Here is a 20,244-nt window from a genome sequence, read left to right as displayed (position 1 = left end):
GGAGCAGATGATTGCCAAGAGGAAGACGACCGCGAAAACTGTAAAGAGCGCAGCCAAGAGCGCGACGAAGACGGCCAGCAAGCCGAGCGCCGCCAAACAGGCGGGCAGGACCGCGACGAAGGCCGCGGCCAAGCCCGCAAAGAAGCCTGCAAAAAAGCCTGCGATGCAGCTCAACGTCATCAAGCCGAGCGTGAACAACCTGTCGGTGCGCATCTTCGCGCGCGCGGCGAAGCTCGATGTCGAGGAGAAGGACGTCTACGGCGCGACCAGGTCAGCCGACTTCCTGAAGCGCAACCCCGCCCATCTCACCCCGATGCTGGAGGAGAAAGGCCTGCCGCGCGGCGCCCTGTGGGAGAGCTGCGCGATCATGCAATATCTCTCCAACAAGCACGGGCTGGAGAAATTCTACCCGAAGAACCCGGCGCGGCGGGCGATGATCGACAGCGCCATGTTCTATCTCATCGGCACGCTCTATCCCTATGTCGCCCGCGCGACCTATCCGGCCCTGCGTTTCCCGCAATATCCCGGCGAGGTCGGCCATGCCGAGCTCGAAGCCCATCACAAGTCGGCTGCCCAGAAGGCCGCGATGGACGCCATCGCCGAGCCGCTAGACGTGTTCCGCAGCTTCTACCTGAGCGACAAGCCGTTCATCGGCGGGGCGCAGCCGTCGATCGCCGACATAAGGCTGGCGGCAACGCTCGAATTCCTCGAGGTCGTCGACTACAAGCTGCCGAAATGGGCCCGCGACTACATGGCGGCGATGGAGAAGAAGCTCGGCAAGGCCTATTCCGAACCGGCCGCCGACGTGCGCGGCTACATCGCCTATGTAAGGTCGCAGGCCGCCTGATCCTGCCGGTCCGAACACCTCGTCGCGGGCGGAACGACATCGCAGAGCGCCGCCCGCGCAGGGACATGCCCCTCACGGAATAGCGTAGATCGGCACTTCGCGGTCGATGCCCCTGAGCGAAGCGATGTGCGATTTCGGCGTCAGGGCCTTGCTTTTCAGGAGGTCCATCGTCTTGCCGTCGTCGATCACGGCGGCGGTGGCGAAGATGGACTGCGAATTGGCCAATCCCTGCACGCGCGAGGCTATGTTCACGGTCGAGCCGAAATAGTCCTGCCGCTCGTTGAGGGTGACCGCGATGCACGGGCCTTCGTGCACGCCGATCTTGAGCAGCAGGTCCTCGCGGCCGTTGCGGTTGTTGAGATCGCACATAGCGTCGCGCATGCGCAGCGCCGCCGCGACCGCGCGGTCGGGTGTCGGGAAGGTCGCCATGACGGCATCGCCGATCGTCTTGACCACGGCGCCGGCCTCTGACGCCACGATCTCGTGCAGGACCTGGAAATGCGCCTTGACGAGGTCGAAGGCGGCGAGGTCGCCGACGCGCTCATAAAGCTCGGTCGAGCCGCGGAGGTCGGTGAACAGGAAGGTCAGGCTGGTGATCTTCAGCCGCTGGTCGACGTCGAGCGTGTCGGTCCGGTAGAGGTCGCGGAAAGTCTGGTTGGAGAGCAGCCGCTTGGCGGTGAGGAAGGGGCGCCGCCGTCCGAGCAGGCAGTGCAGGGTCTCGCCGGCGATGAACACCGTCGGCAGGACGCGGCCCTCCGTGCGGTTCTCCAATGTGATGCGCAGCGGCCCCGGCCGCATCTCCAGCGTCTGGTGCTGGCCGTGCTCGCGGTCGAAGGACAGCGACAGGGTCTGCCGCTCACGGGACGGCTCGCCCTTCACGTCGATGAACTGCGCCGAATGGGTGACCGGCTCGAAGATGATCAGGAATTCGGCCGGCTGCTGGATCGACAGCACGCCTTTCTCGCCGGCGCCGAGTTCGACGTGATCGAGCACGAATTCGTCGAACAGTTGCTGGTAGCCCTCGTCCGGCACGTCGACGCCAGATCCCCAGTACATCTGCCGGTAATATTCATCGACCGGCAGGTCGTCCGGGTTGTGTGCGGCGATGCGGCGCACGCGCGGGCTGACCGTGAAGGTCACGTCGACCATCTCGTCCAGCGTCGGCGAATAGGCCGAGGCGCAGAGAGAGCAGACATATTCGTCCTTCTGCATGGTCTTCAGCGTGGCGTTGCTGTCGAGCACGCCGCCGCAGCCCGGGCAGAGCACGTTCCAGGCGATGTCGAACATGCCGATGCGGGTCGCATGCAGGAAGGCGGCGATCGTCGCCTCCTCGTCGAGGCCGTTGGCCACGGCGAAAGCGAGCGGATTGATGCGGCACAGCCGATGGTCTGGCGCGTCGGTGATCAGCCGCTCCATGGCGGCGACCGCGCCGGCGTCCGCCGATTGGCCGAGAAGCGTGAACAGGTCCCTGGTCTCGCTCATGATCTTCTCTCCCGAAGAGAGCGCCCACCCGCAATGCCGATGCCGATATTATACCTTCGTCGGCCCCGCTGCCATCGCCCGGCGAAGGCTCCTGCCACAGGGATGGCAGTTGGCGAAAAGCCGCCTCCCGGCTTGACTTTGCGCCCCCAGCGCCCGACTTCATCGTCGCGAAGGAGCATCGCCATGGCCGAAGACGGACGAACGACGATCGACCAAGCCGAAGTGGAGCGTTTCTCGGCTATGGCCGCCGAATGGTGGAACCCGACAGGGAAATTCCGGCCGCTGCACAAGTTCAACCCGGTCCGCCTCGCCTATATACGCGACCAGGTGGCGGCACGCTTCGGCCGCGACCCGCATGCGGCCAAGCCGTTCGAGGGACTGCGCTTCCTCGACATCGGCTGCGGCGGCGGGCTCCTGTGCGAGCCGATGGCGCGGCTGGGCGCCGAGGTGGTCGGCGTCGATCCGTCCGAGACGAACATCGAGGTGGCGAAACTGCACGCGGCCGAGTCCCGCGTCTCCATCGACTATCGAGCCGCGACCGCCGAGGAACTCGCCGACGCCGGCGAAAAATTCGACGTGGTGCTGAACATGGAGGTGGTCGAGCACGTCGCCGATGTCGACCTCTTCGTGGCGCGCTGCGCCGAGATGGTGAAGCCCGGCGGCGTCATGTTCGTCGCCACCATCAACCGCACGCTGAAGGCGCTCGGACTGGCGATCTTCGGCGCCGAATATGTGCTGCGCTGGCTGCCCAAGGGCACCCACCAATACGAGAAGCTGGTGCGTCCGGAGGAACTGGAAAAGGCGCTCGCCGAGGCCGGCATGACGATCGCCGACCGCACCGGCGTGACCTACAATCCGCTTGCCGACCGCTGGGCGCAGTCGAAGGACATGGACGTCAACTACATGCTGCTGGCGGAGAGGGCCTGAGGAGCCTTCACCCCTTCTGACTTTGCGCCTTCGTGGTCAAAAACACGCCCGCCACGATGATGACCGCGCCGAGCCAGGTGAGCAGGCCGTAGCGCTCGCCGAGGAAGAGCGTGCCGGAGAACAGACCGACCGCCGCGGCGACATAGCCGATCTGGCTGAGATAGACCGGCCCGCCGACGTGCTGCAGCCGAAAGAAAAAGGCAAACATCGCCGCCGCCGACGCCATCTGCGCGATGGTCGTGACAGGCACGCCGGCCAGCGTGCCGAACGCGCCGCCGCCGTCGAGCACGAGGATGCCCGCGAGCAGCATGATGGCCGAGGCCAGGTGGCTGCCGACGGCAAGCTCGATCGGGCCGGTTTTTCCCGGCCAGTCCATGGTGCGGTAGATGTTGCCCAGCGCCAGGAAGAGCGGGATGAGCAGGGCGGCCGCCACCCAGACGAAGGCCGCCGGCTGGCCCGCCTCGCCGCGCGTCACCGCCACCATCACGGCGCCGACGAAGCCGACCGCGATGCCGGCGACGCCGAGAAGGTTCGGCCTTCTCACCCCGAGCAGGATCGAGAGCACCAGCGTGATGACCGGCGACAGGGTGAACATGATGCCGGTGTAGCCGGCGCCGACATGCGGCATGACCGAGAACATCAGGAAATTGGGCATGGCGTAGGAGATCGCCGCGGTGACGAAGAAATAGCGCAGCTTGTGGGCGTTGAGGCGGATGCGCTCGCCGCGCAGCAGCAGCGCGACGAGAAGCACGCCACCCGCGCCGAGCGAGACCACCAGGGCCCAGACCAGCGCCGGAACGCCGGCGTCGGTGGCGATCTTGCCGAAAGGCAGCGTCAACCCAAGCAGGCCGCCGGTCACCACGAGCAGGCCGATGGCGGAATTCCAGAGCGCGTTCATGGAGGATGACTAGCCGCCCGGCACTTTCGGCCATAGGGACACGAGGGGTTGGTCGAGTGAGTCAGGCCACTCACTACTCTATAGCGTCAGGCAGACCGGATGCTGCGCGTTATGTGCACCAACCAGTTTATCAGGGCCATCGAGCGACGAGCCCACTTTTCGGACAAACCGACGTCCTGAAGAGCCAATTTTGCAATTTGGTCTCTCCGAGCTTTCATGGCGACGTCGCTGAAGTCGAGCGGCGGCGCGTTGAGATATCTCTCGGCTTGTGTTCGAACCTCGTAACCGTTTGGCAGTTTACTGCCGAACAGCCATTCCTGACGAAAACAAATGTCCTCGATGCGCTCGCGTAGGGCTTCTGGATAGCCCATGCCTATCCGATGCAGACGTGCATGCGTTGCTTCGTGGACGATCACCGATGCTATCAATTCCGGTGAAGTGCTCTCGCGCATGAGAAAGCGCCTGTCGATCGTGCAAGTCCAGTTTATCGTTGAAAATTGTCCGATCGATCCCGGAAGCCACGTCACCAGTATCCGATCCACATCTTTGAGAATCCGTCTGTAGCGATATGGATCGAACTCTCGGATAAGCGAGAGCGCCGCTTCGACCCTGTCCAACATCGCCTCTTCCCTTGCGAAGAGTAGTAGGCCGTCTATTTCACGGCTCTCGAATACGTTCCGCAGCCCCCACTCGACCATGCGGGCAGCCAAACTGATGCGCTCGCCTCCACTCAGTTGCGATCCTCGGGGAAGACGGGGATGGGCATGAAGCCGACGCCGTCCTCGGCCAGGCTTTTCGCCTCCTCCAGTGTCGCCTCGCCATAGATGCCGCGCGCGTCGGCCTCGCCGAAATGGATCTTGCGCGCTTCCTCGGCGAACTTGTCGCCGACATAGTCGGCGTTTTCGCGGATCTTCTCCGACAGCGCCTTGATCTCGGCCATCGCCTTCTTCTGCATCTCGTTCATGGCGAGAGCGATTTTTTCTTGTCTGCGGCCGGTCGAGACGGCCGGCGCCATCAGCGCCTTGCCGACCTTCTTCGAGCCGCAGGCCGGGCATTCGACGAAGCCGCGCTTCTTCTGCTTGTCGAAGTCGTCATTGTTGCGGAACCAGGCCTCGAACTCGTGATCCTGGTCGCAGATCAGGGAAAAGCGGATCAAGACGCAGCCCCCCGGAGCATGACGGGCTGGGCGGCAACGCTCGCCACGCGGAATTCGCGTGCGTTCTTGAGGTTGGGGATTTTCTGGCGCGCCTCTGCCGACAGCGCCGTATCGATCTCGGCGACGATCACGCCTGATGCGTCATGGTCGGCCTCGGCGAGAATCCTGCCCCATGGGTCGACGATCATCGAATGGCCGAACGTCTCGCGGCCGTCCTCGTGCTGCCCGCCCTGAGCCGCGGAAATCATGAAGGCGCCGTTCTCGATGGCGCGGGCCCGCTGCAGGATGTGCCAATGCCCCTGGCCGGTCTGGCGGGTGAAGGCGGCGGGCGCAGTCAGCACCTCGGCTCCGGCCAGCGCCTCGGCGCGGAAAAGTTGCGGGAAACGCACGTCGTAGCAGATGCCGAAGCCGACCTTCGCAGCACCGATATCGGCCACCAGCGCCTCGGCTCCAGGCTCGTAGGTCGCCGATTCGCGCCAGCTCTCGCCATTGTCGAGGTCGACGTCGAACATGTGGATCTTGTCGTAGCGGGCGGCGAGCGAGCCGTCCGGCGCGAACAGGAAGGCGCGGTTGGCGATCTTGCCGTCTTCCCTGAGGATGCCGGTCGAGCCGACATGCAGGAAAATGCGGAGTTCGGCCGAAAGCCGGCCGGCCGCGGCAACGATCACGTCGTCCTTCTCCTGCCTGAAGGCCATCGCGCGGTCGGCCTTGTCGCGGATGATGGCGCCGGTCATCTCCGGCGTCTGCACATAGGTCGCGCCCCTGGCCGCCGCTTCGCGCACCAGCGCCTCGAAGTCGACGACATTGCGTTCCGGCTCCCTGCCGGAGCGCATCTGGACGGCGGCGGCCTTGAACTTACCCATGCAGAAGACCCTAGTTCAGTTGTCCGTTGGCAAGCAGCCCGTCGAGCCGGCCCTGACGCTCCAGTTCATGGAGGTCGTCGGAGCCGCCGACATGATAGCCGCCGATGAATATCTGCGGAAAGGTGCTGCGGCCATTGGCGCGCGCGATCATTTCCTGGCGCAAATCCGGCGAGAAGCTGGCGTCATGCTCGGTATAGGCGACGCCCTTGCGGTCGAGCAAACGCTTGGCAGCGGCGCAATAGCCGCACATCACCCGCGTATAGATCGTCACGTCGACCATTCCGTTCCGTCAGCCTGACTGTCTCTTTGTCGACTATATAGTGTCCGGATCGCCGGGCAGGAAGGCCCTCGCCGCCCCGTCACTTGACCCAGATATGTCACTCGTTCCACGGATCGCCCCTATCCAGGTCGCCCGGCAGCACGCGCGCGAAGGTCAGGACGTCGACCGCGGCAGCACCGCTCCGTTTCAGCGCCTTGGTGACCGACGCGACGGTTGCCCCGGTCGTGTAGACGTCGTCGACCACCAGCACGCGCCGGCCGCGCACTGAAATGTCGTGCTCCGGTGGTACCTTGAAGGCGGCGCGGACATTGTCCTGTCGCTCGGAAAGGCCGAGCCCGACCTGCTGGCGGGTGACCTTGACGCGCCGGATCGCCATCGGCTCGAACGGCTTGCCCGACAAGGCGGCGATCGTTCGCGCCAGTTCCGCCGACTGGTTGAAACGGCGGGAAAAGAAGCGCCGCCAGTGGAGCGGCACCGGCACGACGACATCGGCATCGGCGACGAACTCGGCCCCGGCGCGCAGCATCCAGCGCGCCATCCACGGCGCGAGGTCGGTGCGGTCGCCATATTTCAGCGCCTGGACCATGCGCCGGGCGACGCCCGTATAGGCGACCGCCGCCCGCGCACGTTCGAAAGGCGGCGGATTGGCGATCGCCTCGGCGGAGAGGAACCCCTCGCCCATCTCGTACTGGAAAGGCGTGCCCATCACCGCGCACCAGGGCTTTTCGAGGAAGCGCAGCTTCGGCCAGCATTGGCCGCAGAGCGCGCCGGGCTGCGAAACCTGTCGGCGGCAGCCCGCGCAGACGGGCGGAAACAGGAGCCGCACCGGCAGCGCCAGCGCGTTCAAGGCAAGGCTCGTCAGTTCAGGCATTCTCCCCCATGCCCCTTGCGATCCGTGGCCGAGAATAGCAGAACCCCGGGCAAGCGGCGGCATTTTTTCGCCCGGAGAGCCAGAGTGGCAGACGACCCGCACGAGATCATCGACACCGGCCTGCTGGTCGATCGCAAGCGCCGCGCGGTCGCGCGGGCCGTGGCGGGCGCCGACTTCCTGATGGAGCGCGCCGCCGAGGACCTCGCCGAACGCCTGGCGACGGTCGGCCGGCGCTTCGAAAAGGCCGCGGCGCTGTTTTGCGTGACGGCGGCGGCGCGCGACGCCGTTCTCGCCTCGGGCAAGGCGGACGAGGCGGTGAGGATCGAGGCCGACGCCGCGTTCTTGGGCGGTGGCGAGGGCATCGTCGCCACACCCGGCCACGTGCCGCTCGCCCCCGCGAGCATCGGCCTTGCGGTGTCGCTGCTCTCGCTGCAGGACGAAAACGACATTCCCGGCATGCTGGTGCAGATACGCCGGGCGCTGAAGCCCGACGGGCTCTTCCTCGGCGCCATGGCGGGCGCCGGCACGCTGGCGGAACTGCGCGAAAGCCTGCTTGCGGCGGAGGCGGAACTGTCGGGCGGCGCGAGCCCGCGCGTGCTGCCCTTCGCGGATGTCCGCGAGGTCGGCGCGCTGCTCCAGCGGGCCGGTTTCGCGCTGCCCGTCACCGATGTCGAGACGGTGACGGTGCGCTACGCGACCATGTTCGACCTGATCCGCGATCTGCGCGCCATGGGCGCGACCAACGTGCTTTCGGGCCGCTCCCGCAAGCCGACGTCGCGAGAATTCTTCGCGCGGGCCGCCGCGATCTACGCGGACCGCTTCTCCGATCCCGACGGACGCGTCAGGGCGACGTTCTCGTTCATCTGGATGTCCGGATGGGCGCCGGACGCTTCGCAGCAGAAGCCGCTGCGGCCGGGTTCGGCGCAGGTTTCCCTGGCCGAAGCGCTCGGCCGGAAGAACGTGAAATGACTATTGGTTGAAGGCTTTCTGAAGCTCGCGGTCCTGATTGGCGAACATGTCCTCGACCGCATTGCCGACCGTGCCTATTCCCGCCACGATCACCAGCGACAGCAGAGCAATGATGAGACCGTACTCGATCGCGGTGCCCCCGCTCTCGTCCCCCAGAAATCGCCGCATCGCCCACATGACGCTTGTTCCCTGTTCGGCATGCACCTTAGCGGCTACCCGTTAAGAAAGGTTAACGACGCAGCGTTAAGCGAGGATTAAGCGCGCGCGCGGCGACAGCGCGTTGCTTCAGCAACCGCCGCTGCGACGGCCGGCCGAATCTATGATGCAGACGGCGCCCGGCGCCTGCAGTACGCTGCGGCGTATCGTGTAGGCCTCGCGCTGCCCGACCGAGCCGGTGGAGATGAAGTCGATGCCTTCCCCGCCGACCACCCGCGTCTTCGAATATTTGTCGGCCATCGGCGCCAGGATGAGCGCCAGCGCCACGGCGGCCGATCCGAACAGCAAGGCGGCGCGGAGCATGCTGCTCCCTGCAGCGCCGAACAGCGGCCCGCGTCGGTTGCGGATCGCATCCCACTCGTCTTCACGCGTCATGTCGGCCTATCCCCTGCGCCACGGCGACATACAGCGCGGTCGTTGCGAACCGGCTGCCGGGCGCAATTTTTCACACTTGCCTAAACGGTCCATTAACGGTGCGGCAAAGGAATGCGGCCGACTCCGGAAAGGGCGGCTGCCGATCAGAGCAGGTCGATCAGATGCGGGATCAGCGGCAGGTCGGCAGGCGGCATCGGATAGTCGCGCATCTGCCTGGGACGCACCCATTTCAGCGTCTGCCCTTCCTTCGGCTCCGGAATGCCCCAGAACCGGCGGCACACGAAGAGCGGCATCAGCAGGTGGAAATCGTCGTAGGAATGGCTGGCGAAGGTCAGCGGCGCCAGGCAGGCCACCTTGGTCTCGACGCCGATCTCCTCCTGCACCTCGCGTACGATGGTTTCTTCAGGCGTCTCGCCGGGCTCCACCTTGCCGCCCGGGAATTCCCACAGGCCGGCCAGCATCTTGCCTTCCGGGCGCTGCGCCAGAAGCACGCGTCCGTCCCCGTCGACCAGGGCGACGGCGGCGACCAGGAGAAGCTTCTTCATGCCCGCGTCCATGCTCAGGCTTCCGGCCGGCGGCGATAGTGATAGCGATAGAGCTCGGCAAAGCCGAGCGTGCCGTAGAGCCGCCGCGCCGCGAAATTGTCGGCGCCGACCTGCAGCCAGGCATGCCGCGCGCCGCGCAGCCTCGCCCATTTCAGCGCCGAGAGTAGCAGGCGCCTGCTGTAGCCCTTGCCGCGTTCGCTCTCCGCCGTCGCAACCTCGAACAACCCGGCAAGATCGCCGTCATGCACGCAGATCGCGGTGGCCACCGGCTTTTCATCCTGCTCCAGCACGAAAAGGCCGGCCTCCGGCTGGATCGCGCCTATGATTTCGGAAAGCCCGGGGCGCAATGCGGGATCCGCCCCCTGCGTCTCCATCGCCGCGCTGACGAAACGCCCCATGTCCTTCATCGGGATCTGGTCCATGGCGCCATGCACGGCATCGTTGTCGATGTCGAGTTGCATGACCAGCGATTCGTCGAAGCCTGTCCAGCCCTCCGTCTCGAGGTGATCGACCAGTTTCCGCCCGGCGAGCGGCGACAGGCGGAAGGTCAGCGGCCGGCCGTAGGCGTCGAAGCGGCGCGCCGCCCGGATGATGCGCTCGGGCAGGTCCTGCACGTCGCCGGGATCGAGCGGATTGACCGAATTCAGCCGCTTGGCGGGATGGCCGGCAGTCAGCCGCACGACCCAGGTGCCGTCATAATGCACGGCGGAGGCCGGCCAGGCGCGGAACCCCGCCGCCTCGAAGCGGCGAACGGTCGAAAGCGCAGCCTTTGGCTCCTTGCCTGGCACCGCTTTGCCCATCAGCTTCTGTAATCGCCGTTGATGGTGACATATTCCTTGGTCAGGTCGCAGGTCCAGACCGTCGCCTTGCCGCGGCCGATGCCGATATCGGCCCGGATGCGGATGTCGTCGCGCTTCATATAGGCCGAGGTCGCCTCTTCCGAATAATCCGGGTCGCGCTCGCCCTCGAAGGCCAGCCGGTTGTCGCCGAACCAGACCGACAGGCGGTCGCGGTCGGCCGGTTCGCCGGCTTTGCCGACCGCCATGACGACGCGGCCCCAATTGGCGTCCTCGCCGGCGACCGCCGTCTTGACCAGCGGCGAATTGGCGATCGACAGCGCTATTCTTTTCGCCGAGCGGGCCGAGCGCGCGCCGGTGACCGTCACCTCGACCTGCTTGCGGGCGCCTTCGCCGTCGCGCACCACCTGCAGCGCCAGCGACTTCAGCACCTTGCCAAGCCCGCGCTTGAAGGCGGAGAGCCGCGGGTCCTTCGCATCGTCGATCCGCGGCGCGCCGCGCCTGGCGGCCGCACCCGTCGCGAAAAGAAGCAGCGTGTCGCTGGTCGAGGTGTCGCTGTCGACGGTGATGGCGTTGAACGTCTTGCCCACCCCGCCCGACAGCAGCGCCTGCAGCACCGGCGCGGCGATCGGCGCGTCGGTCGCCACGAAGGAGAGCATCGTCGCCATGTCGGGCGCGATCATGCCGGCGCCCTTGGCGATGCCGTTGATGGTGACGTCGGCGTCGCCGAGCTTCACCGTCACCGTCGCCACCTTCGGATAGGTGTCGGTCGTCATGATGGCGCTCGCCGCCTCGCGCCAGAACTCGAGCTTGGCCTGCTTCACCATGCCGGCGAGCAGATGCGAGAAGCGGGACGTGTCGAGCGGCTCGCCGATCACGCCGGTCGAGGCGAGGAAGATTTCGTTCTCGGAGCAGCCGGCCGCCGCTGCGCCGGCCTTGCCGGTGAGGCCGGTGGATTCGCGACCCTTACTGCCGGTGAAGGCGTTGGCGTTGCCGGAATTGACGATCAGCAGCCGCGCCTTTCCGCCCGCGAGGTTCTGGCGGCACCAGTCGACCGGCGCCGAAGGGCATTTGGAGCGCGTGAAGACGCCTGCGACTTCCGTCCCCTCGTCGAACACCATGGCCAGCACATCGGTGCGGTTCTTGTACTTGATGCCCGCCTCGGCGGTCGCCATGCGCACGCCCTCGATTTCAGGCATTTTCGGGTATTTTTTCGGAGCGAGCGGCGAAATCGTTGCGGACATATGGGCCTCGGTCGGTGGCGCGCGGAAGTGGCTCCGTTTGCCCGATAGCGCTGGGGTGCGCAAGACGTTTGCTGATCGATCGACGCGAGAACCGCCCGGAAAACGAACGTTTTTCACCTCCTTGCGGGCGACTCCCCGGCCAACCGGCCGCCCCGGACCGACGCACGCTGTCACACAATGTGAACGAGCAACGGCGCAACCTGGGCGTGTCGCGCATTGAAGCTCGCGTCAGGCTCGAATAAGCAGGACGCCATGACGACGATCGACGACATCGTCCGGCCGCTCGCGCTGACGGCCAGTCTTCTCGCCCGCTTCTGGCCGCAGCTTCTGCTCATCTGCACGCTTGGTTATATCGCAAGCGACCTTCTGCTCAGGGGGGCGGTCCTGGCGGGTTTGCATAGCCCGCTCGCCGGCCTCATGGTGCTTTCGCTGGTGGTGCTGACGAAGCTCCTGGTGGTCGTCATGATGTTCGCAGTGCTGCGTCCCGGCCTGCCGGCCCTCGCCTCGCTGCGCCAGAACTCCGCGGTGCGTTCTCCCGACGCGCCGGAGACGAGGTCCGCCGACCACATGCTGGCGGTGACCGCCGTGGTCATCCTGCCCTTCTTCGCCTTCTACGCGGCGTGGGGATTCCTCGGCGACACGGTGCGCGTCTATTCCCGGATGGCGCTCGAGGCCGTTCCCTTCGGCGAACGCGCCGACATCTTCGGGATGCATCGCTCGCGTGCCCTCATCGCGTCCATCGTCATCTGCTGGCTGATTCGCTGGTTCGCCAAGCGCATGAACGACCGCGCGCACGGTCCCTACTGGCGGCTGGTCATCGTCGCGGCGGACGCAAGCTGGATCTTCATCGGCCTCTACGCGCTCGACGTCTGGAAGGACGAGTTCATCACCTGGATCGGCGCCGGAGCGCTGCTCGACGAACTCCAGACGAGCGCGCTGACCTCCTTCTCCATGGTCGCCCACGCCGCCGAGGGCTTCACGCCGGTGGAGTTCCGATCACCGGCTCTGCTGGAGCAGGCGCAAGGCCTCTTCTTCTACGCGCTGCTGCCGATGGTCTGGCTGGTGATGGCGGCGATCATCAACGGCTACGAGCTGTCGGCGGCGACCGCTCCCGTCGCCGCGCCGCCGTCGCGCCACTCGACCTGGAGGAAGTGGCTCCAGGACTTCATCACGCACTTCTTCGGCGGCTATCGCTCGCGCTACCAGCCCGTCTGGACCTGCCTCAAGCTCACCCTCGGCGCGGGACTGGCGACGCTGATCACCTTCGTCATCGCCTACCGCCTGATAGGCTGGCTCGGGGCGTGGCTGTGGTATGGCGCGTCGCGCACGCTCGGCATCCCTGATCTCGATTCCTGGCAGGTCGTCTTCGGCGTCGCCAGCCTTTTCATCGGCAGCCCCAGCGACCTCGACGGCGGCATTCTGCTCGACGCCATGCGCATCGCGCTCCTGGCCGCGGTGCTGGAATATTGCGTCGCCTCGCAGGTGACGCCCAAGGCGCGCGCGGCTATCTGAGGACCAGATTGCCGGGTAAGGCGTTCGGCTTGATCAGCGAGAGCGCCAGGCCGTCGACATCGGCCGGCACCACGAAGGTTTCCGCCATCTTCACTGTGGCGCCCGCTTGCACCTGTTCCGGAGTAAGGCCGCCGCAGTTCGGCTTTTCGGCGGCTTCGGGGCGCTGCTCGCGCACGATCCGGTGGACCGTGAACCTTGGCTGCCAGCGGCGTCCGCCGGCGTCGGTGAGCGCGACGACGCACGGGCTCTCCATCAGTACCGCCGGGTCCTCGATCCTCGCCTCGAATTCGGCAAGCACCACGCTTCTGCCGGTCGACCCTATCGGCAGGACCGAGAGCCCGGTCATCCGCCACTCGGCTCCGGCGTAGCGTTGCGCGGCTCCCCGCTCCACGTTGATCGGATCGCGACCGTTGTTGGCCCACCATTGCGTCAGGCTGCCCCATGTATGGGCCAGGACGGCGGCCGGCAGGACGACGACCAGCGCCGCCAGGCTCAGCCAGTAGCGGCGGCGTTCGCCCGCTTGCAGCTCCGGCACGGTCACTTGGCCTCCAGCGTCCAGGGCAACTCACCGCCGGCAGGGCCGATCGCGATCGTCGACCGGATCCGGTCGGCGGGGAGATCCGGCACCGGCATCCGCACCTGCTCGGCGAGCGGCATGAGCAAGCTGCGCGAAACGAGCAGCGTTCCTCCGGAAAGTTCGTTTTCGGGCACTTCGAAAGCCATCAGAAAGGGCATCGCGAGACCCGGCTCGAAGTTGGCGGTCTGCACCATTCCCGGCACGTTGGACAACCGCTGGCTGAGCCCGTAGCGCACGCCGCTCGGACCGATCCACTCGGCCGAGGTCAGCGCCATGCTTTCGCGTTTGGCCTCGGCCACGGCCTCCACCAGTATCCAGACCCCGGAGGTCGTGTAGGTCTTGGTGCTGCCGTAGCTTTCGGTCTCCAGCGCACGCGCCAGATTGACCCTGCCGGCGACCAGCGCGAAATCGCGGGCATCGACCCTCTCGCCCAACCTGCCGGAAACGGGAACCTGCGAGATGATCTCGCTGTAGAACGGTGTCGTGTGCTGCATCGCGTACAGCACGACCGCCGCGAACAGCACCGCGGCAAGCCCCTTGAGCCTGCCGCTCACTGCTCCGCCTCGCTTTCGGCTGCCGTCACCGGCAGTTCGACGATGGCGATCGGATCGCGGTCGAACCAGCTCGAGTGGCCGTAGAGGTTGTCGCGGCGCTTGTAGATCTCGCTGCCGACCTTGAGGCGCACGGTCTGCGGCAGGGGCTGCTCCTCAGGCCATTCCCAGGCGACGACCAGCCGCTCCGGCATATCAGGATTGATGGCGCTGGCGATCCACTTGTCCCGCACCAGGTAGAACGTCGGCTCCCGCAGGTTTTCCATGGGCGGGTCGAAGGTGAACAGCCTCGGCGAGACAAAGGCGGTCGCCGCGGAACGATTGTCCGCGTCGAACTCGACCATGACGAATTTTTTCGGCTCGTAGGGTTTGACGCCCGTCGGCGGGACGTCGCCGGCGCGCGCCTCGCGGATGGTGACGATCCAGCGGCCGGTGTCGATCGGCGAGCCGGCCTCGACATTCGGTATCACGTTCGGGTTGGCCGCCTCGTAGACGGTCATCGCGAAGGACATCGCAGCCGCGAGTGTGCCGCCTATACCGGCGGCCAGGAAAGCGAAGAGACGCTGTCGCAACGTCGATCGTGGCGTGACGGACATGCTTGCTCCGTGGGCCGCGAAAATTCACCCATTGCTTGCATGATTTCAACCCGCGATTGCGCGTCGGCGATCACGTTTGGTCACATCCCGCAACCGCCCGCAACCAGAAGCCGCAACGCCCGGAATCGAAAACGCCGGAATCGAAACGGCGCGAGCCGGCTCTCCGCCAACCCGCGCCGTCCAGTCTGTACGCCGCCGGCCCGCGAGCCGCCGGTACGCCTGTCTTACTGCTGCGGCTCTTCCGCCTGTTCGTCTTCCGTCTGTTCCATGGCGTCGACCGCCTTCTTCAGCTCGGGGTCGGTGACGTCGACCTTCGCCGCCTGGCGCAGGTCCTCGACCATCGCGAAGTATTTCTCGCGGAACACCAGATTGCGGACCTCGTCCTTGACCGAATCGAAGGCGGGCGGCTGCTGGGCCCGCTTGTCCTCGACCATGATGATGTGCCAGCCGAACTGGCTCTGCACCGGTTCCTTGCTGTATTCGCCGACATTGAGCGCGAAGGCCGCCTTCTCGAACTCCGGCACCATCTGGCCCGGCGCGAAATAGCCGAGGTCGCCGCCAGTGGTCTTGCCGCTGGGGTCGGTCGTGTGCTGGGCGGCCAGGTCCTCGAACTTGGCGCCGCCGTCGAGCTGCTTGACGATCGCCTCGGCCTCTTCCTTGGTCTTGACCAGGATGTGGCGCGCCTTGACCTCGTTCACCGGCGGCGTGTCTGCGAGCTGCTTGTCGTAGCGGGCGCGGATCTCCTCGTCGGTGATCTTGGCCCCGACATCCTTTTCGATCACTTCGCTGTGCAGCGCGCGCTGCTGCAGGAACGCCATGCGGCGCTGGAATTCCGCGTCCTTGTCGAGCCCTTCCGCGACCGCCTTGTCGGCGAGCAGCCTGATCTCCATGATTGCCATGAAGGCCGCCGCGCGGCGCTGGTCCGGCGGAAGCTGCGAATATTGCTGGTCGACGCTTGCCAGCGCCAGCGCGAGGTCGGCCTCGCTGACCGGCTTGCCGTCGATGGTGGCGACGATTTTCGCCGGGTCGGGCGCGGCCGGCTTGGCCGCCTCGGCGGCCGGCTGCTCGGCGGGCGCCGACTCCTGGGCGACGGCCGCCGTAGTCAGGGCGGCAAGCAGGCTGAAGGGAAGCGCCAGTCTGGTGAATGCGGCGCGACGGGACGAAATCGACATGGAACTCTCCGATCGGGAACTAAGCCGCTTCAAAACACGCAGGATTGCGGCGGATTTCAGCGCTATATAGCGCAAATGCGCGCGTTGACATCGGTTGAGGCCCCTCTTATCTGTCCAGCGTCTTTGCGTCCAGAACCGTTTTCGGGGCGCTTTTCGCTGTTTGCAGAATCCGCTTCGCCTGCCGGGTCCCGCGGATTTCGTCGGTACCCCGCCGGCAAAACTACGGTTGAAAGGACCATTTGATGGTCAGTCTCGGCGTTCTCGCCCGCAAGATATTCGGTTCGTCCAACGATCGCCGCATCAAGTCGACGCGGCCACGGGTCGAGGCGATAAACGCCATGGAGAACGAGCTGCGGGCGCTGTCCGACGAGCAGCTCGCCGCGCGCACCGTCCAGTTCCGCGCCGATCTCGCTAATGGCGCCAGCCTCGACGACCTGCTCGTCCCGGCATTCGCCACTGTCCGCGAGGCGGCGCGCCGCGTGCTCGGCATGCGTCCCTTCGACGTCCAGCTCGTCGGCGGCATGGTGCTCCACAATGGCGGCATCGCCGAGATGCGCACCGGCGAAGGCAAGACGCTGGTCGCCACGCTTCCCGTCTATCTCAACGCGCTCGCCGGCAAGGGCGTCCACGTCGTCACCGTCAACGACTACCTCGCCCGGCGCGACGCCGAATGGATGGGCCGCATCTACAAGTTCCTCGGCCTGACCACCGGCATCATCGTGCACGGCCTGTCCGACGACGAGCGCCGCGCCGCCTACGCTGCCGACGTCACCTACGCCACCAACAACGAGCTCGGCTTCGACTATCTGCGCGACAACATGAAGTACGATCGCCAGTCGATGGTGCAGCGCGGCCATCACTATGCGATCGTCGACGAGGTCGATTCGATCCTGGTCGACGAAGCCCGTACGCCGCTCATCATTTCCGGTCCGCTCGAGGACAGGTCGGAAATGTACAACACGATCGACACCTTCATCCTGAAGCTCGACGCGCCCGACTACGAGGTCGACGAGAAGCAGCGCACCGCCATCTTCACCGAGGAAGGCACCGAGAAGCTCGAGAACCTGCTGCGCGATGCCGGGCACCTCAAGGGCGAGTCGCTCTACGACGTCGAGAACGTCGCCATCGTCCACCACGTCAACAACGCGCTGAAGGCGCACCGCCTGTTCCAGCGCGACAAGGACTACATCGTCCGTAACAACGAGATCGTCATCATCGACGAGTTCACCGGCCGCATGATGCCCGGCCGCCGCTATTCGGAAGGCCTGCACCAAGCCCTCGAGGCCAAGGAGCATGTGGCGATCCAGCCGGAGAACCAGACGCTCGCCTCGGTGACGTTCCAGAACTACTTCCGCATGTACAAGAAGCTTGCCGGCATGACCGGCACGGCGCTGACGGAAGCCGAGGAATTCGGCAACATCTACGGCCTCGAAGTGACCGAGGTGCCGACCAACCTGCCGGTCAAGCGCATCGACGAGGACGACGAGGTCTACCGGACCGTCGAGGAGAAGTACAAGGCGATTGTCCGCGACATCAAGGAAGCCCGCGAGAAGGGCCAGCCGATCCTCGTCGGCACCACCTCGATCGAGAAGTCCGAGCAGCTCGCCGAACGGCTCCGCAAGGACGGCTTCAAGGATTTCGCGGTGCTGAACGCCCGCCACCACGAGCAGGAAGCGGCTATCGTCGCGCAGGCCGGCAAGCCCGGCGCCATCACCATCGCCACCAACATGGCCGGCCGCGGCACCGACATCCAGCTCGGCGGCAACGCCGACATGCGCATCGCGCAGGAGCTCGGCGACATGCCTGAGGGTCCCGAGCGCGAGGCGAAGGAAAAAGCCATCCGCGAGGACATCCAGCGCCTCAAGGAGCAGGCGATCGCCGCCGGCGGCCTCTACGTGCTCGCCACCGAGCGCCACGAGAGCCGCCGCATCGACAACCAGCTCCGCGGCCGTTCCGGCCGCCAGGGCGACCCCGGCCGCTCGAAATTCTTCCTGTCGCTGCAGGACGACCTGATGCGCATCTTCGGCTCCGAGCGCATGGACGGCATGCTGCAGAAGCTCGGCCTCAAGGAAGACGAGGCGATCATCCATCCCTGGATCAACAAGGCGCTGGAGAAGGCCCAGAAGAAGGTCGAGGCGCGCAACTTCGACATCCGCAAGAACCTGCTGAAATACGACGACGTCGCCAACGACCAGCGCAAGGTGGTGTTCGATCAGCGCATCGAGCTGATGGACGGCGAGAACCTCAGCGAAACCGTCGCCGAGATGCGCCAGGACGTCATCACCGACCTCGTCGCCAAGCACATCCCCGAAAACGCCTATGCCGAGCAGTGGGACGCCGCCGGCCTCAAGGAAGGCGTCCTCCAGAGCCTCAACCTCGACCTGCCCGTCGAGGACTGGGTCAAGGAGGAAGGCATCGCGGAAGAGGAAATCAGCGAGCGCATCACCAAGGCCGCCGACGAAGCCGCGACGGACCGCGCCGGCCGCTTCGGCCCCGAGGTCATGGCCTATGTCGAGCGCTCGATCATGCTGCAGACGCTCGACCATCTGTGGCGCGAGCATCTCGTCAATCTGGACCACCTGCGCTCGGTGGTCGGCTTCCGCGGCTACGCCCAGCGCGACCCGCTGCAGGAGTACAAGCAGGAAAGCTTCGAGCTGTTCCAGACGATGCTGACGAACCTGCGCCAGGCCGTCACCGCGCAGCTTATGCGCGTCGAGCTGGTGCGCGAGGCCGCCGAAGCCCCGCCGCCGGAAGCGCCGGAGACCTTCGGCCATCACATCGACGGCACCACCGGAGAGGACGATTTCGCCGAGGCCGACTTCGGCGGCGCCTCCGTCTCGGTGCTCGCCGACAACCGCACGGTAGCGCCGGAACAGCGCGATCCCGCCAACCCCGCCACCTGGGGCAAGGTCGGCCGCAACGAGGCATGCCCGTGCGGCTCCGGCAAGAAATACAAGCACTGCCACGGCGCGTTCGGCTAGCGCCGGCTCCCCTCACGCCGGGCGGCATCAGGTTCTCGCCCGGCGACGCGCCGGCCCGGCTGTCCTGTCTCGAGGGCAGCCGATATCGGCTAGGCGAATAGCCCTGCTCTAAAGCACCAGCATCGTTGCCAGCGCCAGCATCAGCCCCATGCCGGCGATGTCGGTTCCGGTGGTGAGGAAGATGCTCGACGCGGTGCAGGGATCAGCGCCGAATCGCTTCAGCGTCAGCGGGACCAGCACACCGAACAGTCCCGACGCCATGCAGGCGCCGGTCATCGCCAGCAGGATGACGATGCCGAGCATCACCGCTTCCTGTGGGTTGCCGCCGGCGGTCCAGTACATCGCCAGGCCTGCGACGATGCCGGTCAGCACGCCGTTCATCGCGCCCAGGATCAGTTCCTTCGTGATCAGTTTTCGCACCGGGAAGTGATTGAGGTCGCCGAGCGTCATGCCGCGCAGCGTGATCGCCAGCGCCTGGCATCCGGTATTGCCGCTCTGGCCCGCGAGGATCGGCAGGAAGGCCGCCAGCGCCACGATCTGCGTGATGGTGCCCTCGAACAGGCTGACCACGAAGCCGGCGATGAAGGCGGTCAGGAGGTTCACCTGCAGCCAGGGATGCCGCATCTTGAAGGCCGGCCAGATCGCCGTATAGAGCCGCTCCTCCTTGTCGACACCGACCATCTGGCCCGATTGCGCGCTGATCTCGATCGCCTGGCGTTCGAATAGGCGCCAGCCGCGCACGATGCCGATCACGTGCATGTCGGTATCGACGACCGGGTAGACGGGATAGTGCCGGTGAATGGCGGCCTTGTCGGCCTCGGCGAGGTCCATCTCCGGGGTCAGCGCGAAGGGCTCGGGCAGCATCACGTGTTTCAGCGTCTCGTCCGGCCCGGCCAGCAGAAGATCGCGGATGACGACCAGCCCGACGAGCCTGCTCTGCGCATCGGTCACGTACATGTAGGTGATCTGCCTGGGCGTCTCGTGGCTCCGCAGGAAGTCGATCGCTTGCTGCACCGTCGCGTCCTGCGGCAGCACGGCCAGCGCCGGCTCCATGATTTCGCCGACCGTGTGTTCGATCACATCCGCATAGGAGTGGGAGACATGCGACCGCAGTTCCGGCGGCAGATAGGCCTTGATGTGGCCGGCCAGGATCTGCGGCAGTTCCGCGAACACCTCGGCAATTCGTTCGGGCGGCTCCCTGGACAGCAACTGCGCCGCATCCATGGGCACGCGCGCCCGGACCGCGCGAACCAGGCCCGCGATATCGTCTTGTTCGCTCATGGAACGCTTCTCCGCTCCGTTCCCGCCGATTCGGCAAGATTGACCCAGCGTCAACCGAATCGGCAAGAAAAATCAGCGAAGTGGCCGCATGGGAGCGATCGAGG

General features: G+C 66.0%; 22 protein-coding genes. 5 read left to right on the top strand and 17 right to left on the bottom strand.

The window, feature by feature from the left end:
• Positions 1–7 precede the first annotated feature (7 nt).
• On the top strand, positions 8–847 hold the full coding sequence (locus D8676_RS05150; RefSeq protein ID WP_121579803.1) for a glutathione S-transferase family protein: 840 nt from the start codon (positions 8–10) through the stop codon (positions 845–847).
• A 72-nt stretch (positions 848–919) separates the two neighbouring features.
• Here D8676_RS05150 and D8676_RS05145 read toward each other — a convergent pair whose 3' ends face one another.
• Positions 920–2,329: an adenylate/guanylate cyclase domain-containing protein gene (locus tag D8676_RS05145; protein ID WP_121579802.1), complete on the bottom strand. Its 1,410-nt coding sequence runs from the start codon at positions 2,327–2,329 to the stop codon at positions 920–922.
• A 183-nt stretch (positions 2,330–2,512) separates the two neighbouring features.
• Here D8676_RS05145 and ubiG point away from each other — a divergent pair, with 183 nt between their 5' ends.
• Entirely contained in the window at positions 2,513–3,256 is a 744-nt protein-coding gene (ubiG, locus tag D8676_RS05140; protein WP_121579801.1) for a bifunctional 2-polyprenyl-6-hydroxyphenol methylase/3-demethylubiquinol 3-O-methyltransferase UbiG, read from the top strand.
• A gap of 7 nt (positions 3,257–3,263) precedes the next feature.
• Here ubiG and D8676_RS05135 read toward each other — a convergent pair whose 3' ends face one another.
• The 6 genes from D8676_RS05135 to D8676_RS05110 all read right to left on the bottom strand — a co-directional run bounded on the left by D8676_RS05135 (position 3,264) and on the right by D8676_RS05110 (position 7,324).
• Positions 3,264–4,154: a DMT family transporter gene (locus tag D8676_RS05135; RefSeq protein WP_121579800.1), complete on the bottom strand. Its 891-nt coding sequence runs from the start codon at positions 4,152–4,154 to the stop codon at positions 3,264–3,266.
• 86 nt (positions 4,155–4,240) lie between these two features.
• Positions 4,241–4,774 (bottom strand): hypothetical protein, encoded by a 534-nt coding sequence (locus D8676_RS05130; protein ID WP_147448157.1) that lies wholly within the window; start codon positions 4,772–4,774, stop codon positions 4,241–4,243.
• A 110-nt stretch (positions 4,775–4,884) separates the two neighbouring features.
• Positions 4,885–5,310, bottom strand: coding sequence for a DUF1178 family protein (locus tag D8676_RS05125; RefSeq protein WP_121579798.1), 426 nt, complete (start codon positions 5,308–5,310; stop codon positions 4,885–4,887).
• Complete coding sequence (locus D8676_RS05120) at positions 5,307–6,173, bottom strand: carbon-nitrogen hydrolase family protein (protein ID WP_121579797.1); 867 nt, start codon at positions 6,171–6,173, stop codon at positions 5,307–5,309. Before D8676_RS05120 ends, D8676_RS05125 begins: the two co-directional genes overlap by 4 nt.
• 10 nt (positions 6,174–6,183) lie before the next feature.
• Entirely contained in the window at positions 6,184–6,453 is a 270-nt protein-coding gene (gene grxC / locus D8676_RS05115) for a glutaredoxin 3 (protein ID WP_121579796.1), read from the bottom strand.
• Positions 6,454–6,550: 97 nt separating this feature from the next.
• Positions 6,551–7,324: a ComF family protein gene (locus D8676_RS05110; protein ID WP_121579795.1), complete on the bottom strand. Its 774-nt coding sequence runs from the start codon at positions 7,322–7,324 to the stop codon at positions 6,551–6,553.
• A gap of 84 nt (positions 7,325–7,408) precedes the next feature.
• On the opposite strand from D8676_RS05110, the gene D8676_RS05105 reads away from it, so the two are divergent.
• Positions 7,409–8,293 (top strand): SAM-dependent methyltransferase, encoded by an 885-nt coding sequence (locus D8676_RS05105; protein ID WP_245426597.1) that lies wholly within the window; start codon positions 7,409–7,411, stop codon positions 8,291–8,293.
• Here the strand turns inward: D8676_RS05105 and D8676_RS05100 are convergent, their stop codons facing one another.
• The 5 genes from D8676_RS05100 to argJ form a co-directional block, all read right to left on the bottom strand.
• On the bottom strand, positions 8,294–8,470 hold the full coding sequence (locus tag D8676_RS05100; RefSeq protein WP_121579794.1) for a Flp family type IVb pilin: 177 nt from the start codon (positions 8,468–8,470) through the stop codon (positions 8,294–8,296). It lies immediately after the preceding gene.
• A 108-nt stretch (positions 8,471–8,578) separates the two neighbouring features.
• Entirely contained in the window at positions 8,579–8,884 is a 306-nt protein-coding gene (locus D8676_RS05095) for a hypothetical protein (RefSeq protein WP_121579793.1), read from the bottom strand.
• 143 nt (positions 8,885–9,027) lie between these two features.
• A complete protein-coding gene (gene mutT, locus D8676_RS05090) occupies positions 9,028–9,441 on the bottom strand; it encodes an 8-oxo-dGTP diphosphatase MutT (RefSeq protein WP_121579792.1) in 414 nt (137 codons plus the stop codon).
• Between the two features lie 2 nt (positions 9,442–9,443).
• Entirely contained in the window at positions 9,444–10,229 is a 786-nt protein-coding gene (locus D8676_RS05085) for a GNAT family N-acetyltransferase (protein WP_121579791.1), read from the bottom strand.
• Positions 10,229–11,470 carry a bifunctional glutamate N-acetyltransferase/amino-acid acetyltransferase ArgJ gene (gene argJ / locus D8676_RS05080; RefSeq protein ID WP_121579790.1) on the bottom strand — a complete coding sequence of 414 codons (1,242 nt, stop codon included), beginning with the start codon at positions 11,468–11,470 and terminating at the stop codon, positions 10,229–10,231. Before argJ ends, D8676_RS05085 begins: the two co-directional genes overlap by 1 nt.
• A 252-nt stretch (positions 11,471–11,722) precedes the next feature.
• On the opposite strand from argJ, the gene D8676_RS05075 reads away from it, so the two are divergent.
• The gene (locus D8676_RS05075) at positions 11,723–12,982 is read left to right on the top strand and encodes a hypothetical protein (RefSeq protein WP_121579789.1); all 1,260 of its coding nucleotides are present in this window, start codon (positions 11,723–11,725) and stop codon (positions 12,980–12,982) included.
• Here D8676_RS05075 and D8676_RS05070 read toward each other — a convergent pair.
• The 4 genes from D8676_RS05070 to D8676_RS05055 form a co-directional block, all read right to left on the bottom strand.
• Positions 12,975–13,517 carry a hypothetical protein gene (locus D8676_RS05070; protein ID WP_147448156.1) on the bottom strand — a complete coding sequence of 181 codons (543 nt, stop codon included), beginning with the start codon at positions 13,515–13,517 and terminating at the stop codon, positions 12,975–12,977. The genes D8676_RS05075 and D8676_RS05070 overlap by 8 nt on opposite strands.
• A 2-nt stretch (positions 13,518–13,519) precedes the next feature.
• On the bottom strand, positions 13,520–14,113 hold the full coding sequence (locus D8676_RS05065) for a hypothetical protein (RefSeq protein ID WP_121579787.1): 594 nt from the start codon (positions 14,111–14,113) through the stop codon (positions 13,520–13,522).
• A complete protein-coding gene (locus D8676_RS05060) occupies positions 14,110–14,706 on the bottom strand; it encodes a hypothetical protein (RefSeq protein ID WP_121579786.1) in 597 nt (198 codons plus the stop codon). The genes D8676_RS05065 and D8676_RS05060 overlap by 4 nt, the downstream gene beginning before the upstream one ends.
• Before the next feature lie 224 nt (positions 14,707–14,930).
• Positions 14,931–15,878: a peptidylprolyl isomerase gene (locus tag D8676_RS05055; RefSeq protein WP_121579785.1), complete on the bottom strand. Its 948-nt coding sequence runs from the start codon at positions 15,876–15,878 to the stop codon at positions 14,931–14,933.
• Positions 15,879–16,120: 242 nt separating this feature from the next.
• Here D8676_RS05055 and secA point away from each other — a divergent pair, with 242 nt between their 5' ends.
• Positions 16,121–18,859, top strand: coding sequence for a preprotein translocase subunit SecA (gene secA, locus D8676_RS05050; protein WP_121579784.1), 2,739 nt, complete (start codon positions 16,121–16,123; stop codon positions 18,857–18,859).
• A 108-nt stretch (positions 18,860–18,967) separates the two neighbouring features.
• On the opposite strand, the gene D8676_RS05045 is transcribed toward secA, so the two are convergent.
• Entirely contained in the window at positions 18,968–20,140 is a 1,173-nt protein-coding gene (locus tag D8676_RS05045; protein ID WP_121579783.1) for a magnesium transporter, read from the bottom strand.
• Positions 20,141–20,244: the final 104 nt, after the last annotated feature.

It is taken from the genome of Mesorhizobium sp. YM1C-6-2 (genome assembly GCF_003666685.1).
Lineage (GTDB): Bacteria > Pseudomonadota > Alphaproteobacteria > Rhizobiales > Rhizobiaceae > Mesorhizobium_K.
Note: the sequence above shows the minus strand (reverse complement) of the source record. Positions and strands in the feature narration are given on the sequence as shown.